Source organism: Aliidiomarina haloalkalitolerans, from assembly GCF_003987315.1.
Taxonomy (GTDB): Bacteria; Pseudomonadota; Gammaproteobacteria; order Enterobacterales; family Alteromonadaceae; genus Aliidiomarina; species Aliidiomarina haloalkalitolerans.
On record NZ_PIPI01000010.1, the window covers coordinates 18754 to 36236 of the forward strand.

Annotated in this window: 14 protein-coding genes; 5 read left to right on the forward strand and 9 right to left on the reverse strand. The window is 50.7% G+C overall.

Annotated elements, in window-relative coordinates; translation table 11 throughout:
• Positions 1–25: 25 nt before the first annotated feature.
• Positions 26–1540, reverse strand: coding sequence for a murein biosynthesis integral membrane protein MurJ (gene murJ, locus CWE06_RS11275; protein WP_126794441.1), 1515 nt, complete (start codon positions 1538–1540; stop codon positions 26–28).
• A gap of 305 nt (positions 1541–1845) precedes the next feature.
• On the opposite strand from murJ, the gene rpsT reads away from it, so the two are divergent.
• Positions 1846–2112 carry a 30S ribosomal protein S20 gene (gene rpsT, locus CWE06_RS11280; RefSeq protein ID WP_126794275.1) on the forward strand — a complete coding sequence of 89 codons (267 nt, stop codon included), beginning with the start codon at positions 1846–1848 and terminating at the stop codon, positions 2110–2112.
• A 101-nt stretch (positions 2113–2213) separates the two neighbouring features.
• On the opposite strand, the gene rhlP is transcribed toward rpsT, so the two are convergent.
• The 6 genes from rhlP to CWE06_RS11310 form a co-directional block, all read right to left on the reverse strand.
• Positions 2214–3062 (reverse strand): rhombotarget lipoprotein, encoded by an 849-nt coding sequence (rhlP, locus tag CWE06_RS11285; protein WP_126794278.1) that lies wholly within the window; start codon positions 3060–3062, stop codon positions 2214–2216.
• A 35-nt stretch (positions 3063–3097) separates the two neighbouring features.
• The gene (locus CWE06_RS11290; RefSeq protein WP_126794281.1) at positions 3098–3358 is read right to left on the reverse strand and encodes an acyl carrier protein; all 261 of its coding nucleotides are present in this window, start codon (positions 3356–3358) and stop codon (positions 3098–3100) included.
• A 132-nt stretch (positions 3359–3490) separates the two neighbouring features.
• Positions 3491–4114, reverse strand: coding sequence for a 3'-5' exonuclease (locus CWE06_RS11295; protein WP_126794284.1), 624 nt, complete (start codon positions 4112–4114; stop codon positions 3491–3493).
• Between the two features lie 32 nt (positions 4115–4146).
• Positions 4147–5988, reverse strand: coding sequence for a DUF294 nucleotidyltransferase-like domain-containing protein (locus CWE06_RS11300; protein WP_126794287.1), 1842 nt, complete (start codon positions 5986–5988; stop codon positions 4147–4149).
• A gap of 140 nt (positions 5989–6128) precedes the next feature.
• Complete coding sequence (locus CWE06_RS11305; protein WP_126794290.1) at positions 6129–7835, reverse strand: sodium:solute symporter family protein; 1707 nt, start codon at positions 7833–7835, stop codon at positions 6129–6131.
• Positions 7836–7838: 3 nt separating this feature from the next.
• Positions 7839–8105 (reverse strand): DUF4212 domain-containing protein, encoded by a 267-nt coding sequence (locus CWE06_RS11310; protein ID WP_126794293.1) that lies wholly within the window; start codon positions 8103–8105, stop codon positions 7839–7841.
• 286 nt (positions 8106–8391) lie between these two features.
• Here CWE06_RS11310 and CWE06_RS11315 point away from each other — a divergent pair, with 286 nt between their 5' ends.
• The 4 genes from CWE06_RS11315 to CWE06_RS11330 all read left to right on the forward strand — a co-directional run bounded on the left by CWE06_RS11315 (position 8392) and on the right by CWE06_RS11330 (position 14090).
• Positions 8392–8652 (forward strand): helix-turn-helix domain-containing protein, encoded by a 261-nt coding sequence (locus CWE06_RS11315; protein WP_126794296.1) that lies wholly within the window; start codon positions 8392–8394, stop codon positions 8650–8652.
• Entirely contained in the window at positions 8649–9893 is a 1245-nt protein-coding gene (locus tag CWE06_RS11320) for a type II toxin-antitoxin system HipA family toxin (protein WP_126794299.1), read from the forward strand. Before CWE06_RS11315 ends, CWE06_RS11320 begins: the two co-directional genes overlap by 4 nt.
• Positions 9894–9963: 70 nt before the next feature.
• On the forward strand, positions 9964–13437 hold the full coding sequence (locus tag CWE06_RS11325; RefSeq protein ID WP_126794302.1) for a PAS domain-containing hybrid sensor histidine kinase/response regulator: 3474 nt from the start codon (positions 9964–9966) through the stop codon (positions 13435–13437).
• A complete protein-coding gene (locus CWE06_RS11330; protein ID WP_126794305.1) occupies positions 13422–14090 on the forward strand; it encodes a response regulator in 669 nt (222 codons plus the stop codon). The genes CWE06_RS11325 and CWE06_RS11330 overlap by 16 nt, the downstream gene beginning before the upstream one ends.
• Here the strand turns inward: CWE06_RS11330 and CWE06_RS11335 are convergent.
• Positions 14087–16240, reverse strand: coding sequence for a PAS domain-containing hybrid sensor histidine kinase/response regulator (locus tag CWE06_RS11335; protein ID WP_126794308.1), 2154 nt, complete (start codon positions 16238–16240; stop codon positions 14087–14089). The genes CWE06_RS11330 and CWE06_RS11335 overlap by 4 nt on opposite strands.
• The gene (gene nosP / locus CWE06_RS11340) at positions 16230–17369 is read right to left on the reverse strand and encodes a nitric oxide-sensing protein NosP (protein ID WP_198679096.1); all 1140 of its coding nucleotides are present in this window, start codon (positions 17367–17369) and stop codon (positions 16230–16232) included. Before nosP ends, CWE06_RS11335 begins: the two co-directional genes overlap by 11 nt.
• Positions 17370–17483: the final 114 nt, after the last annotated feature.

Genomic DNA, 17483 nt, shown 5'->3' on the forward strand with positions numbered 1-17483 from the left:
ACCATGCACCCTTCCGTTTGCCAAATCAGCGCGCACGAATTGCCCGCGGCCGGCCACCAAAAATAAACCAAGCAGCTAAGTAACTCACGCCACCCACTGCGATTAAACCCGCTAGCCAAATCGCACGTTGACTAAAAGCGGCCTCAATCCATGCTGCTTGTGACGGTAATAACCACAGCACTGCCAGCACCATCACCACGGTGGCCAAGAATACTTGCAGAATAAACACGCGAGTCTGCCGGCTTAACAGTAATACGCCTTCACGATACAGAACCGCGCCTAATAAAAGGGCATTTAAGGTACCGGACATTGCGGTCGCTAAAGCTAAACCAACGTAACCATACGGAATCGCCAAAATAATGTTAAACACCATGTTCGCCGCCATGGCGATAATCCCATATTTCACTGGCCGTTTGGTGTCTTGGCGCGAGAAAAAGCCAGTCGCCAACACTTTCACTAACATAAAGCTCAGTAACCCTGTGGCATAGGCCATTAATGCGAATGACGATAAATAGGCGTCGTTCGGGGTAAACGAGCCGCGTTCGAATAACACCAATAACATAGGCTCAGCGAGAACAAATAAGCCGGCCATCGCGGGTAAACCGAGCATGACCACCATGCGCACACCCCAGTCGAGGGTCTGTTGAAATTTCTCTAGCGACTGGTCGACATGGCGCGCCGACAGCGCCGGTAAAATCACGGTGGCGATGGCGATACCAAATAAGCCAAGCGGAAATTCCAATAACCGATCCGCATAATACAGCCAGCTAATCGAGCCGGTTTGTAAAAAACTGGCAATGACGGTGTCGAGTAACAAATTAATTTGGCTCACCGACACGCCGAACAAGGCAGGAATCATGAGCGTGCGAATACGCACCACCCCAGGGTCGCGCCATCCCCAACGCGGCCGCACCAGTAAACCGGCTTGGCGTAGAAAAGGAATTTGGAATAAAAACTGCACCACACCACCAACAAACACACCAATGGCTAAGCCGATTTCCGGTTGTGCGAGCATGGGTGCCAACCACAGTGCAGCCACAATTACCGACACGTTCAGTAGTACCGGCGTAAAGGCCGCGACACCAAAGCGGCCGAGCACATTCAACGCGGCACCAGCCAGTGCGGTTAAGGTAATAAAGAACAAATAAGGAAAGGTAATGCGCAGTAATAAGCTCGCGAGTTCAAATTTCTCTGCCTGTTCGCCGCCTTGCAGCCAGTCCATAAACCAGCCCATACCAAACAATGCAGCGACAACTGGCGAAAAAATCACCGCCAATAGAGTAACTATGCCGACCAGCGTACCGAGGGTACCGGCAACGCGCGCCATCAATAAACGGGTGTCATCGAGGGTTTTACCCCGATGATACTCAGTTAATACAGGAACAAACGCTTGTGCAAAGGCACCTTCGGCAAACAAACGACGCAAAAAGTTGGGGATCTTATTCGCAAACAAGAACACGTCGGCGGCGGCGCCTGCGCCCATCAGTGCCGCAATAACAACGTCGCGAACAAGTCCTAAGATGCGCGATAGAAAGGTCATCACACTGACAATCAGGCCAGAGCGAAGAAGTCGCGGTGCAGGTGCCTTGTTTTTCGGTGGCAAGTCAGATTGCTTTGTTTGTGTAGTCACGAAGTCCCTGCGTGTCGCTGGCTAAAGCGCGAAAAAACCGCGCAAAAATAAATTGCTTAGCAGATTATCATAAAATGGTTGCTTTTCACCGTCCAGATCCGTAATATCCGCGCACAATCTTTCATCGAATCCGTTTGACTTTTAATCGCAAAAGAGGCATGATCCTCGGCCTTAAAAAGTCCGGCACAAGTTTACGAATTATCAGGAGTTTCACCTTGGCTAACATCAAGTCTGCGAAGAAGCGCGCGATTACGGCGGAAAAAAACCGTCGCCACAATGCCAGCCGCCGCTCAATGATGCGCACTTACCTCAAAAAAGTTCAAGCAGCTATCGCTGCCGGTGATCAGGCTCAGGCACAGCAGGCATTCGCTGTTCTGACTCCGGTTATCGACCGCTACGCGACCAAAGGTCTGATCCACAAGAACAAAGCTGCTCGTCATAAGAGCCGTTTGTCTGCTCAGATCAAGGCACTTTCTGCTTAATTGCATCGAGTTGCGAAGCACTAACGGTCGCGAAGCACTAACGAAAAAACCGCCTACTGGCGGTTTTTTTGTATTTGTAGTTTGCCTTTAACGATTTGCCTTTAACGACAGCGACGTACTCGCCACTGCCGCACTGCAAATGCCGCCAACAACGCCAACCAAGCTGCCCATAAACTCGTGCCAAAACTACCACCCGAATAACCACTGCGACGTTCAACCCGCGCAATTTTCTCGTTTTTCACGCGGTCTTCGAAGCGGGCCAATTCAAACTTCAGGTTCTCGTTCATTTGTTCCACCGCTAATACGAAGCCTTCACTGCGTTGCGCACTTAGCTCGGCACTCGCTTCCACTAAGGTGGTCCGATTCGCTGTCGTCGCTACACCGGGCGCTCGGAACAACATGTTACGCGTACGCACATCAAACACGGCGGTGTCGACAAAGGTTTGCACTTCATTTTCGGTGCCTTTGACAACGTATGCACCCGCAATGGTCCAATATAACAGCGAGCTCTTCCGATCAAACGTGTTCACGACTTGGTCATGGGAAACCAGCGCTATCACGTCAACATTGTATAACCGTGCAACTTGGTCAAGCGTCGTAAAACCCTGACCGCCACTGAGGTAAGTGCTTGGAATGACTTCAATGCGGTCAATGTATTCATACTGCGCAAACTCAGTTTTCACTTGCTCAAGTAACGCAATCTGTTGGGCGTGGGGAATTTCACGATGACTACGTTGCGCGGGCACAAAAGCCACGCCCACACGCAGTGGCAGCGATAAAGTCGGAATAGTCGGCTCTAGCACTTCACGCGATTTTTCGTCTGGATATAAAAAATTCACTAAGCTGCTCGACGATGTCGCGGCGTCGTTATAATTCATAAAAGCCGAGCTACAACCAAAGAGTCCAAGCGCTGCTACCACACCGCTGACTGCCAAAAGCCACTTACGCATGCACAGGTTCCTTCTAGAAACACATTGGGATAGGTTTAAAGTTCGCGCTGATAGACAGCAACGAGTTCAGAAAAAGTATGGGGAAATTGCTCCGCGGGTAAACGCGAGAATGGATCGTAACCGGTTTTTTGCTCGAGTCGGGCCACTAAAATAGCAAAACCGAGCGAATCTAAGCCACTGTCACTTAGAACCGTATTGCCTTCTATCACGCCAAGCTCTTCTCGGCCTGTTTCTGCGGCGACTTCATCCATGACATCACGAATGAGTTGTTCTACTTGATAACTTCGAATGGTCACAACGCCCTCTTACCGCCGTTTTGCAGCGAGCATACAACTTCAGCTAAGTTTTATTGTTATGATTATGTTAGCAGTATACTCATTTCGCATAAAATTGCAGCAATTTTTCAATGCTGTCCATTCACCACAGCACTAGCGCCCCGATTTCAATAAAGCTGCGACAGTGGGATGGTGCCCCGAGGCAAAACGATAGGCTTGGGCCAAAAACAGTTCGCCGCAGGCTAGCGCATCATTCAGCGCATGGTGACCATAAAAAGGTGGTAAGCCGTAACGCGCCCGACTCGCAGCTAAGGTTAATGCGCCCTGCTGAAGCTCAGTTTGGCTACGCAACAAACGTCGCCGTTCCGCCTGCAACGTACAATAAACCCCATGCGGTCGCCATGCCGGTTGGCCGATTTTCTGCGCCGCTACCTGCAATACTTCAAGATCAAAACGCGCGTTATGCGCCACCAGTAAGGCGCCCTGCGCCGCGTGCATAAACGCCTGCATCACTTCAGCTAAGGGAGCGCCAGCGGCCAAGTCCGCCGACGACAACTGATGCACAACCGCGGCTTGCGACAAACCGTCGGTGGACTTCACGACGTGATAACCATGCTGGTCAAAGGCAATCACGGGAGGACGCAGTGGCACCCACGCAATACTCAGCATGGCGTCATTTTTTGCATCCAAGCCGTTGGTTTCAATATCCACCACCAACCATTTGCCGCTCTGCCAAGGTTGCCGCCGATGCTGCCAGCGCGCAATGCGTTCCATCATACTCGGTCCTCCGCGCCTACATTCTTTCGCATCTACATATTGCGGCCAAATTTAAAGGCCACCCCTTGCTGGCAGTCTTTAATCACCTTAAAGGCCGCTTTCAGTTGCCGACGCTGCAGCGTCGACAAACTTTCAGGGTCAACCGAGTTGGCTGGAATCTTCGACCCTTCTTGACGATACATTTGCGCATTCATGCGCAGCTGCGTTAAAAACTGCCAAGCTTCGAGTAGGTTTTGATTGTCCTTGTCGCTTAACGAGCTACTGCCTTTCAGCTGCTCTAACCGACCTGGCGTCGACGGAACCGTTAGCCCCGCCGCAAGCGCATATAGGCGCACGATGTCATTCAGAATGGCAATCGCCTGCTTTTTAATATCGATATAGTCAAAGTCGCCTTCGCTCTTGGTTCGAAAGCGATTAAACAAGCCAAGCGGCACATTCAGCTCGCCAATGTGGCGGGCGATATTGCCAAGAAACATATCTTGTTTTGCTAATTTGGCGATTTCTTCACGATGCCGCCGATACAGCGCATTATTGCCCGCAACCGGCCGACTATCGAAGAAGATCATCGAATGCATAATCGCCTGTGGGGTCGGCGAACGAATCCACTTCATAAACTGCTCGCGCCATTCGATTTGGTTCATGCGCCATTTCGAGTTCATGGCCATAATGTCACCAGGACACAAACGAATACCGCAATCGGCCAAGCCTTCATTGACGAACTTCGCCATGCCGGCAAACCATTCACGTTGGCCGTCGCTAATTTCATCCGCCAATAACAAGGCATTGTCTTGGTCGGAGCCGAGTGTCTGATCGCCGCGCGCTTGTGAGCCAAACGCCAACCAAACATACGTCGCAGGGGCGCTACCGTGCTCTTGTTCGTAGAGGCGAATGAGTTTGCGCGTCATGCTGTCGGTGAGTGAGTTCAGCAAGCGTCCGATCATGCTAATGTCTTTCACTCGGCCGGCGAAACTGCGCAAGTAGTCTGGCACTTTCGCCGCCTCTTCCACTAACGCTTCGCGGCTTGCAGCTTTAAACAAAGCGCTAATCAGCAGTACCGGCTCACTGCGCTGTTGGTGCATCAAGTCGGTATTGGTCATGACGCCTATTGGCACATCATTACCGTCCAACACTGGCAAGTGGTGGATATTACTCTGACTCATAGTGGTTAGTGCATCAAACAGGCTTTGGTCGCCGTACACCACTGCCGGCGCTGGGGTCATTACCGCCGCCACCGCAATATCGACATTTAACCCAGCCGCCACGACTCGGTTACGCAAATCCCTATCGGTGACAATACCGCGCAATTGCTGCTCATCAACCACGAGTAAACAAGACACCCGTTCGGCCGACATCAGCTGGGCCGCTTCACGAATAGTCGCTTGGCTGTGAATTTGAATAGGCGTGCGATTGATTACCTCGGCAATACGCTTTTCACTCCAATCAGCGCCTCGCTTCTGTCCTTGTTCTGCGAGCAAGCGCTGACCATGTGCGTTGACAAAGTAACGCTCGAAGTTTTGGTTTTTCCGTCGTAATTGGTTAAATACACTCTCCGGCCACTGCCAAATAATCCCATCGGCAATGACCTGCAGTTGATTGGTAATTTTTCGGCCGGTTAACAACGATGGGAACCCAAACAAGTCGCCGGGTTCAAGGCGGTCTAAGTGCTGGCCGTCTTTGTCGACGAGGTCATACGCACCGGAGCGCACTAAATACAACTGATGCACGTCCGGTTTCATGATTTCTTTGCGGTTATCGTGACAGACATACACAGCCTGCAGCTTGTCGAGCGCAAGCTGTAACTGCTCCGCCTCAAGACCATCGAATGGCGGCGTTTGCATTAAAAAGCTACGAATATCGGCACTGTCAGCGGTCATTACATGATCCTTAGGTCGGCCTCGCCGAACTTTCTTTCAGTCTAGCTTGTTTGCCTGATAAAACAAAAACTTGTGAGAAAAAAGCCCCATGGCACGGATACCACGGGGCTTCCAATCGTCAAGGATTTTGCAGCTCGACCTTAGTGGTGAGTTGCAGCACCTGAACCTTTCGGATAACGAATCGATTCAACCAGTTCTTGAATCTCTTCTGGTGCGTCCTTGGTGAACTTCAGCACGGTTAACGCAACAATGAAGTTCAGAATCATACCCACGGTACCAATCCCTTCTGGCGAGATACCAAATAACCAGTTGTCTGGGGTATCTGCCGCTGGGTTAATAAAGCGGAAGTAAATAATGTATGACAAGGTAAAGACCACACCGACAACCATACCGGCAATCGCACCCGAGCTATTCATGCGTTTATGGAAGATACCCATAATAATCGCAGGGAAGAACGAGGCGGCTGCCAGACCGAACGCGAAGGCGACCACCTGCGCCACGAATCCGGGTGGATTAATACCGAACCAAGCACCGATGACAACCGCCACACCCGCTGCAATTCGTGCGTAAAGCAACTCTTGCCGGTCGGATATATTGGGCATCAAGGTTCGTTTCATTAAGTCATGGGACACCGAACTGGAGATAACCAAGAGTAGACCTGCCGATGTCGACAGCGCCGCTGCAACACCACCTGCTGCGACCAACGCAATCACCCAATTTGGTAAGTTAGCGATTTCTGGGCTGGCCAGTACGATAATGTCCGCGTCAACGCGCATTTCGTTACGCTCGTCAGCTGAGTAGAACATGCGACCGTCTTCGTTGTGGTCATTCCATTCAATTAAGCCGGTACGTTCCCAGTTGGTTACCCAGCTTGGTGCGTTTTCATACAAGACACCTTGCTGCTCAGGGCCGTTCAGCGTGTTCAGAATGTTCACTTTGGTAATTGACGCAATTGCCGGAGCAGTCGTGTAAACCACAGCAATAAAGACGAGTGCCCAACCACCTGATTTCCGTGCATCACTCACTTTCGGTACGGTGAAGAAGCGAATAATCACGTGTGGCAAACCTGCGGTACCAACCATCAGTGCCATCGTAATGGCAAAGACATCGATGCCGGATTTTGTCCCTTCCGTATACGCAGCAAAACCAAGCTCTTGCGACAGGCCGTCAAGACGCTCAAGCATGTACATGCCCGAACCGTCAGCTAATGTCGCACCGAAACCGGTTTGCGGCAGGAAGTGACCGGTCATTTGCATGGAAATGAAAACCGCTGGCACGGTGTAGGCAAACGCTAACACACAGTATTGCGCAACCTGGGTATAGGTAATCCCTTTCATACCACCCAGTAACGTGTAGAAATACACTAAGGCCATACCAATCAGAACGCCTGTGGTGATATCAACTTCCAAGAAGCGACTAAAGACCACGCCAACGCCACGCATTTGGCCGGCAATATAGGTAAAGGAAACCAGAATCGCACAAATTACCGCAACCGTTCGCGCGGTTTGCGAGTAATAACGGTCACCGATAAAGTCCGGCACGGTAAACTTACCAAATTTCCGTAAGTACGGTGCCAAACACAGTGCCAGGAGCACGTAACCACCGGTCCAGCCCATCAAGTAGACACTACCGTCATAACCGAGCATGGAAATCAAACCAGCCATAGAAATAAACGATGCGGCTGACATCCAGTCCGCTGCAGTGGCCATACCGTTGGCGACTGGAGGCACACCACCGCCAGCAACGTAGAAATCAGTTGTTGAACCAGCACGCGCCCAAATCGCAATACCGATATAAAGGGCAAACGTCGCGCCGACGACGATAAACGTCAGTGTTTTGATATCCATTGCTTACTCCTCGTCGACTTTATATTTTTTATCGAGCTTGTTCATTTGTGCGATGTACACAAAAATCAGCACGATAAAGGTGTAAATTGCGCCTTGTTGGGCAAACCAAAAGCCCAACTTAAAGCCGAAGAAGGAGAACTGATTCAGCCAGTCCACCAAAATAATACCGAACCCAAAGGAGACCGTGAACCAGACAGCCAATAGCTTGACCATCAACGACAGGTTCTCTTTCCAGTAGGCTTTGGCATGATCTTGCGATTCAAATGCCATGTGATTTCCTCCACGTATGTTTGTTGGCGCTACTCTTAGTTGAGTAGTTCTACCTTTTTGTCGATAACAAGCATCGTAGAGAAATGGCAATGAGGAAATTGGACGTTAGTCTAATAGGTGAATTATTTGTTAAGAAGACCAGTGGATGGTGTTGGAACAACACCGTTGAAAATCAGTCTTTTGTCCTCAAATAAGTCACTACTTACGCATAATTGTTCGCCATATAGCAAATTATAAATCATTTGGCTATAATGTTTGCCAATTAGCGAACATTAATGGTGGCAAGATGGCAACACGAATCGAGATCGGCAATGCAATTCGCGAGCGTAGAAAAGAATTAGGATACACCCAACAAGCTTTGTCAGAGCTCACTGGTGTTCACAAATCAACGATTTCTGAAATCGAAAATGGGCGCTTTAGCGGCTCTTTCGATATCTTCGAACGCCTGCTCGACAGTGTCAATTTGCAGTTTGAGGTGTCGAGCAAGACCCATCGTTTACCGGACTGGGACGACATTGATTCCTTGTTTTCGGAGGATGAATCATGACTCGCACTGCGAATGGGCGACCTGAGTTACCTGCTAAAATCACCCGTATTCAAGTGTGTGTTGGCGAAATAGAAGCGGGGCTGCTCACGCATGGTTCTGTCCACCATTTTCAGCCTACGCTAGAAGAGCATCACATCTCGCTCACAATGACGAAAAAGGGATTAGATGGCTACGCATCAGGAAGCCTGCATCCCATTTTCTCGCAGAACCTACCCGAAGGTTTTAATCGTCGATTTATTGCCGAAAAATTGGCCAGATACGCGAAAGTAAACGACATGTATCTTCTCGCACTACAAGGCGATCAAGGTATTGGTATGCTGTCCTATCAAAGCGAGATTCAATTACCTGTAATTGAGTCCATAGCACTCAAAGACATCTTGTCTTACAACAGTCCCGAGCCGTTATTCCCGCAATTGTTAGAGAAGTATTATTTACGCAACTCGTTAGCGGGCGTGCAGCCAAAAGTGAGCGTACCGAGCAGCAAAACGCTAGCGACGGATCGAACGGTTGAGCAACGCGACATCATTGTTAAAACGTTTGATGAAGAATTTCCCCTCCTTACCGTGAATGAGTTTGTCTGTATGGAAGCAGCACGTTGGTGCGGACTTAACCCACCGAAAACCTATTTGGCGGAAAATTTAGAGACTTATGTGGTCGAGCGATTCGACACGTCAAGTAGTGGGGGCCGACTTGGGTACGAGGACTTCACCACACTGATGAAGAAGCCAAATGACCCCGACGCAAAATACTCAGGTAGCTATGAAGCTCTTTTGCATGCGACGCTTTTGTACACTAATAACCAAGCAGAAATCGAGAAAATGTATCGATACATTGTCTTTAACTGTCTTATTGGTAATGGCGATGCTCATCTGAAGAACTTTGCGTTACAGTACCTGCCAGACATGAGTGATATCTATGTGTCGCCCCCATTCGATATCACGCATACGCTTATTTACGACACGATCGATAATAAGCTAGCCTTAAAATTAGCCCAGAGTAAATCTTTTCCAGACATGGCAACACTTCTGCGTTTAGCGGAAGGCAAGGGATATCGAATTCGCAAAGCCAGAGAAATCATTGAGCAACTCGCTGAAGGCATTCTCGATTATCTCAGGCAATCACAAGAAGTTGAGCTTTTTAAGGGCTTGCGTGAATCCATTGAACACTCGGTCGCAAAGGTGATGCTCTCCTCGACAGGTACGACAAAATATCGTCATGACCGGATCAAGAAGTATGAATAGCGGATTGACGAGCGTCTTCTAATACGCCACAGTGAGCCGTGAATATTCCATCAATGACATAACAACCGACATGATCTGGATTCTGATTGCATCTGCGCTAGGCTACATTGCGCTGCTGTTTCTTATTGCCCTGTGGGGTGAACGCAAACATTCGTTAGGCTACAAAATTAGCTTGCATCCGTGGGTGTACGGCCTGTCTTTGGCTATTTATTGTACAACCTGGACCTACTATGGTGCGGTTGGAAATGCCATTGACGGGGGCTGGAGTTTCTTGCCCATTTTGCTTGGTCCCGTATTGCTGTATGTGTTCGGGTTACCGGTTGTAACCAAACTCGTGGCCGTCAGTAAGCGGCAAAATATTACGTCTATCGCTGACTTTATCGCCTCGCGTTACGGTAAAAACCACAAAATGGCACTGGTGGTGACGGTTATCGCCGCGGCTGCAGTTATCCCCTACATTGCACTGCAGCTGAAAGCGGTCGGTATTAGCTTTAATGTCCTCAGTGGTATGCCCCCGGAAGTCACTGGCGGCTCGCTGAAAGAGCTCATTGTCGCCTTACTGATGGCGGCATTTGCCATCGTTTTTGGTACTCGGCGACTCGATGTCACCGAGTATCGCAGTGGTATGATGCTTGCCATCGCTTTTGAGTCGACGGTCAAGCTCGTCGCCTTGCTTGGTGTTGCGGTCTTTGCGTGGGTGGCATTTCGTAGCGACAGCGTCTTGACCATCACGGCCCAGCTTGAAAGCCTGCAGCTCAGTAGCAGTTGGGGTTGGCAAGCATTAAACGCAGAGTTTTTCATTCAACTGGCGATGGCGGCTGGTGCCATCCTCTGTTTACCGCGTCAGTTCCACGTTACCGTCGTCGATAACGTCCACTTGTCGCACCTGAAAACAGCCCGTTGGCTGTTTCCGGTGTACTTGCTGCTTACCTCTGCAGCCATTGCCGTTCTGGCGATCACCAGCACACAGTTACTCGGCAGCTATAACGGCCTGCCTGACGAACGCTCCGTATTTCCATTATTGATTCCTTACGTGAATGGTCAAACTTGGCTCGCGATTGTGGTCTATATCGGCGGTATATCGGCCGCGACGGCCATGGTCATTGTCGCTACCTTGACGCTCAGCACCATGATCAGTAATGACGTCGTCATGCCCGTTTGGCTGACCCGCGAAGGTCAGAAAATTCCACAGCCCCACCGTTTTTCACGGCGACTGATTCGCGTCCGTCGCTATGCCATTGTCAGCGTTTTAGTGCTCGGCTGGGCCTGCTATCACCTTTGGTTTGCGCGTTTAAACTTAGTCAGTATCGGCCTGTTGGCGTTCTCCGTCGTGTTACAACTACTGCCTGCAATTATCGGCGGCATGTATTGGCGCCGCGGTCATGCTCAGGGCGTTTACTGGGGCTTGATAGCAGGGATGGTCACCTGGCTAATTGCGATTCTGCTGCCGCTGACACAGTCTCCGCCAGAGCAAACCGACACCATTATCACCCACGGTACGCTGATTGCTATGGCGGCCAACATTGCCGGTTACGTTGTCTTTAGCTATTTGTCGGTGCCCGCTTTGGTCGACAAAATCCAAGCCACCGCATTTGTGCAACCGCGCAGTAGCTATACCAACGTTGGCCCGCAACGACTGCAACAAACGCGCGTCGCTGACTTAGTCTTATTGATGGAGACCTTTCTTGGCGCCCATCGCTGCGAAGAGCTACTCAAAAGTTACCAACGTCATCGCCAACTTGATCGTGACGGCATTGCCGACGCTAAGTTTTCGGACTTCGCCGAACGCGCCATTAGCGGGGTTTTGGGTGCCGCAACCGCCCGCTCGCTCGTCAATGCAGCCATCGAGAATCGCCAACTGAATCTTGAAGAAGTCGTACATTTCTTTGATGACACCACGCAGGCGCTGCAAACCCAACAGTCGATCATGTACAGCTCGCTGGAGAATCTCGCCCAAGGTATTTCTGTAGTCGACAAAGACTTGCGCCTCGTGGTCTGGAACCGACGCTACCTCGAGCTTTTTGATTACCCTGACGGTATGGTGCAGCCGGGACGTCCAATTGCGGATCTGATTCGTTACAACGCCGAACGTGGCGAATGTGGTGTTGGTGAAGTCGAAGAGTTGGTGAACAAGCGCTTGCACTACATGCAAATTGGCTCACCACATCGCTTTATTCGTCGTCGCTCCGACGGGCGCGTCATTGAAATGGTCGGTAATCCGCTGCCTAACGGTGGGTTCGTTACCAGTTTTACCGACGTCACCGAGCACATTGAAACGCAGCAGGCACTCGAAGATGCGAATATCGACCTCGAAGCGCGGATTCGCAGTCGCACCGACGAAGTGCGAGAAATTAACCGTGAGCTGACCGAGGAAATCGATCGGCGGCGGGAAATCGAAATCGCATTGCAAGCAGCAAAAGCTGAAGCGGAAAATGCCAACGCCAGTAAAACGCGTTTCTTGGCATTAGCTAGTCACGACATTTTGCAGCCGCTGAACGCCGCGCGGCTCTACTTGTCGGCAATTGACCACGAGCGACTCGATGGCAAGAATCAGGGCTTAATTCACAAAGTCGATAATGCGCTCGACTCCACTGAGCATCTACTTTCGGCACTGTTGTCTATTGCCAAAATGGAACAAGGGGCGATGCAGCCGCAACTCAAGCACATTGACCTGAATACCATTCTCGGGCCATTAGTACCTGAGTATGCCGTACTGGCAGAACAAAAAGACCTGCAGTTTAAAGCGCGACTGCGCAATTTAACCGTCTATACCGACCCCACTTATTTGCGGCGAATTGTGCAGAACTTCCTGTCAAATGCGGTGAAGTACACCGAAAGCGGTCGTGTTTTATTAACCGTTCGCAAACATGGCGACCATGCCGAACTCGCGGTTTGGGACAGCGGCCCGGGTATTCCAGAGCAAAAACACGAAGAAGTTTTCGAGGCCTTTATTCGTTTGCATCAAGGTTCGATTAGCGGCGTGGGTTTAGGTCTGAGTGTCGCCAAACGCATGGCTGAACAGCTAAACTGCCCATTGGAGATTAAATCTGCACTCGGTCAAGGCAGTCGCTTCTCCGTGCTCGTGCCTCTCGGCTCAGCCGCTATGGTCATTCCGCGTGTGCGGCCTGAACGCTCAAATCAGGCTTACGACGGTCTGAAAATTCTCTGTGTTGATGACGAACCCGAGAACCTTAAAGCTCTAGAAGCGCTGCTGCATAAGTGGGACTGCCATCCGATTCAGTTCACCACCCCGCAGGAAGCACTAACATGGGCAGCAGAAAACCCTGCGCCGGACGGCGTGTTACTGGACTATCAACTAGGCGAACACGGCGACGGCTTAACGCTCTGGCAAGCATTGAGTGACATTTGGCCAAACCGCGTACCGGGAGCCTTGGTGACCGCAGTCAGAGACCCAGATTTAAAAGCAGAAACGCGTAAACTCGGTCTGCAGTTCTTGGCCAAGCCGGTGAAACCAGCCCAGCTCAAAGCTCTGATGCAACATATGCAGCGCCAGAAGGAGACGCAATCATGTTCCGGCTCCTAATTGCTGACGATCACCCGCTTTATCGTGACGCACTCGCTGATGTGGTCCACCGGCATTTTCCACAAGCAACCTTACTCGACGCCGCAAATCTGAGTGAGGTTTTTACCCGATTAGCTGACGAGCCCGCGGTTGACTTAGTGCTTCTCGATCTCAATATGCCCGGCATGAATGGCTTAGAGGGGGTCTCGCAACTTCTTGCCAAATACCCAACGTTAGCCGTCGCCATGCTCTCCGCAGAAGACGATAAGCATGTTGTTCTTGAAGCTATGGCGTTAGGCTGCATTGGTTATATTTCCAAGGCGAGCGAGCGCTCGGAATTAGCACAAGCGATTGAACAAATTCTTGCTGGGAATATCTATTTGCCCGCTGGCAGTTTTCGTGCCAGCACAACAAACTTGTCGGCCAAGACCAGTCCGCCAGCGCTTGAGCAGCCCATCGTGTCGCTTGCGGATCTTACCAAACAGCAAATTCGGGTTTTACGCGAAATGGTTAACGGTGCTTCCAATAAGCAAATTGCCTTTGCCTTACACGTGAGCGAAGCGACGGTTAAATCTCATGTCTCCGCCATTTTCCGTAAACTTAAGGTGAGCAATCGTGTGCAGGCGATTTTAATCGCGAAAGCCGCGGATTTCTCTGCCTATTTACCCGATTAACGAGATTTGCTCCGACTAAACAAAGTCCGCAAGGTCATTCGCAGTTGTAATGGTCTTACCGGCTTATGCAGCAGTTCAAAACCGAGTTCTCGAGCTTGGTCTTGCAGTGCTTGGCTATGATTGGCCGTGAGTAATAGCACCGCTGGCTGTGCGGATGAGAGCCGCTGTTGGAGCAGCTCGGTGACGACATCGGTGCCGAAATCTGCGCCTAAATGATAGTCGACAATCACCGCCCGCAATTCGCGATCTTGCCAAAAATCCTGCGCCACCAATTGCTCGCGATTCTGCGCCAAAACCACGGTATAACCCCAGCCGCTGAGGATACTTTCGAGCGCTTGGCAAATCGCCGGATCATTATCGATGACGCCAATGAGACCCTGCTCTTGAATCGTGTTCGGAATAACTGACGGTTCATCTCTTCTTGCTTGTCGGTCGCTGCTCTGATCTGCTTGCTGCCGTGGTACCTGAATAGAAAACATCGAGCCACGCCCAACCTTCGACTTCACATCCACCACATGATCAAGCAGCCGCGCTAGACGTTCGACAATTGCTAATCCAAGACCTAAGCCACCAGCATGCTCATGCTCTGCTGCTGGCAAACGATGAAACTCTCGAAAAATACTTTTTCGCTGGTCTGCAGCGATACCCGGTCCCGTATCGAGCACCTGAATTTCGAGCTGAGTGCCGCGGCGACGACAACCCAATAAAACCTCACCACCCGCAGGCGTGTAGCGGTAAGCGTTACTAATGAAGTTACGTAAAATACGGGTCAGTAATGCACTGTCGGTGATTATCCAGTCACGACTAGACTGCAAGCGCAGGCGAATGCCTTTACTGGCCAGCATCGCCTCAGCTTCATCTGCGAGTGGCTTTAATACGGCATCGACCGGAATGACCTCAACCTGAGCTGCGAGCGCACCGGCATCTAATTTGGACAAATCAACCAGCGTGCGTAGTAAGTCGCCCACGTCATCCAATGACCGCGCCGCTTTTTGTGCCAGTCCACGCACCTCGGGGCTTAACGACTGGTCAAGCATCGCGCCATTAAACAAACGAGCAGCGTTCAGTGGTTGCAGAACATCATGACTGACTGCGGCAAGAAATTGCGATTTCGATGCGTTCGCAATTTCTGCTTCGTTTTTGGCTTGGCTGAGTGCGGCTGTGCGTTCTTGCACCCGCTTTTCAAGTAATATATTCGCTTGGCGCAACGCCTCTGAGGTGCGTTTTCGCTCGGTAATATCGCGATTCAACACAAAGAAACCTAAAACTTTTCCGGCGCTATCGCGGTTCGGCACATAGGACTTGAGTAAATGCCGCGACACGCCCTGAATATTGGTTTCCGTAATTTCGAACACCACATTGTCACCATTAAGCACCTCGGCTATATAAGGCTGCAATCGCTGATAGCCTGATTCACCATGGATTTCAGTAATGTGCTGTTGGAGAATTTCTTGTCCCGGTTGTAAATAAAACTCTGCATAGCCGCGATTGACAAATTCATATATGCCGTTCGCTGACAAGTAGGCGATCATCGCAGGTACGTTATCGGTAATTGCACGCAGCCAGCGCTCACTTTCGGCTAACGACGCAGCATAGGCGACGTGGGTTGATATATCAGTTAAGGCCAACAAATAACCCGCATCTGGCAAAGGATGGCGTTCAGCGGCAATGGTTCGACCGTCCAGTAACTTCTGTTCACTTCGTGTTTGGCTGAAAATCTGCTGTGGTTGTGACAAGGCACTCCTCATGAGGCAAGCTTGGAAGTCATTGGTTAGCCCAAGTTGACGGCGACTTAGCCCAGTCAAATCGAGTAATTTTGCATTCCAAACTTCAAGTTGCCCTTGCCCATTCACCAACGCGACACCTTGCGATAGGTTGTCGACCGTGTTCTGCAACAGCAGCATTTTCTCAGCGAGGGCTTTCTGTTTACTCACATCGGCACTGTGCTTCAACTCTCGGGTGCGCTCACGAACTTGTTCTGCTAATACTGCCGCATGTTGAAAGGCGGTAAACGGCGAATGGACACCATTGAGCTGCGGCGAACTGCCTTGCTCAATGCGTTGCATCAGGGCTTGGTTAATCCGTTCGAGCCGAGCAATTTTTGCTTCCCGCTCAGCAAGTTGATGCCGCAGCTCAGTTTCAGACGCCATCCTCACCTCGCCCAATCACCACGCCCGTAAAGGTCTGATTGATATGAATGCCGTTAAAATGCTCGCCGTAAGTGTTAAAACCGAGTACTTGATGGCGGCGATAGAATGCGGATGCAGCGGCAACTTCATTGCGCTGTTCACATTCCAACCGCCGCAAAACGCAGTCACAGCCAATCGTTACCAATGGCTCGCCTATGCTTTTTTCGATCTCAGCAAAGCGCTGTTCTAAATCCGGTAAAATCGGTTGCGTCGCCATAGCAGTGAGCACCGCACCTTCACCTACCGCGCAATAAAAAGTTAAGCTGCCATCGTCGTTGACGCGCTGAATCGAACGAACGAAATATTCATTACCCATGCGTACCGCCAACGGATGCATGGCAAAGACCGTCGCGTCGAGCTCGGTCAGCGCACATCCCACATACTGAGCATAAGCTTCTGCGGCGGGCTCAGCGTTCAACTCGTAGACTGTCCGCGTATCGTCGCTCGCAGCGGTGACGACAAATTTTTCCGTTCGCGGCTCCATGTGATGGGTACTAAACACCTCGAACGGCAGCGCAGTGGTAAATATCAGCAGCACTGCCGCATTGGTGTGGAAACTACCGTTGAAATAGATATAAGTATCGGTGAGTTGATTATCATCACCGGCGGAACCGCCAAAATGCGGGATTTTCCCCAGTGCCGTTTGTAACGAGAAGAGCGCCACTTCCTCTTGCGCCGACAGTCCATCGAACAAGGTCAAGGCAAAGCTTTGCCGTTGCTGTGCGCCATACACAGGCTCAGATAACAATAAATTATCGATAAGTTCCTGCGCTTGCAACAAATCAAACTCCGTCAGATTTTGAATCGGGCCAACCGCAACACGGAAATCACTCGCGTGAAAACCGAGCGCGACAATGTGACCGCGCGCATAACCTGCGGGTGTCAATTCGCCAGCAGTCGTGCAGCCGCTTTTCGGTACCTGTGGAAACTGCTCTTCCAATGCGGCAGCAAGTTCCGGCAGATCATATTCTGCCGAACAAAAGAAGAGAATAAAGCCAAGCTTATTATTCCCGAGCTGTGTCGCCAATTCCTCGGCAGCGGTTGCCGAATCTTTTGCTGCCGACATAGCGCTGACAATCGATTTGTCCATCTTGTACGTTTCCCAACGAAGTGACTCTACCCTTCATACTACCCTGAACGTCTGCCGAAAAAAACGGGAGCTCAAAGCTCCCGTTGTCGACGTCCTTGTTCCTTCTCTCCATGC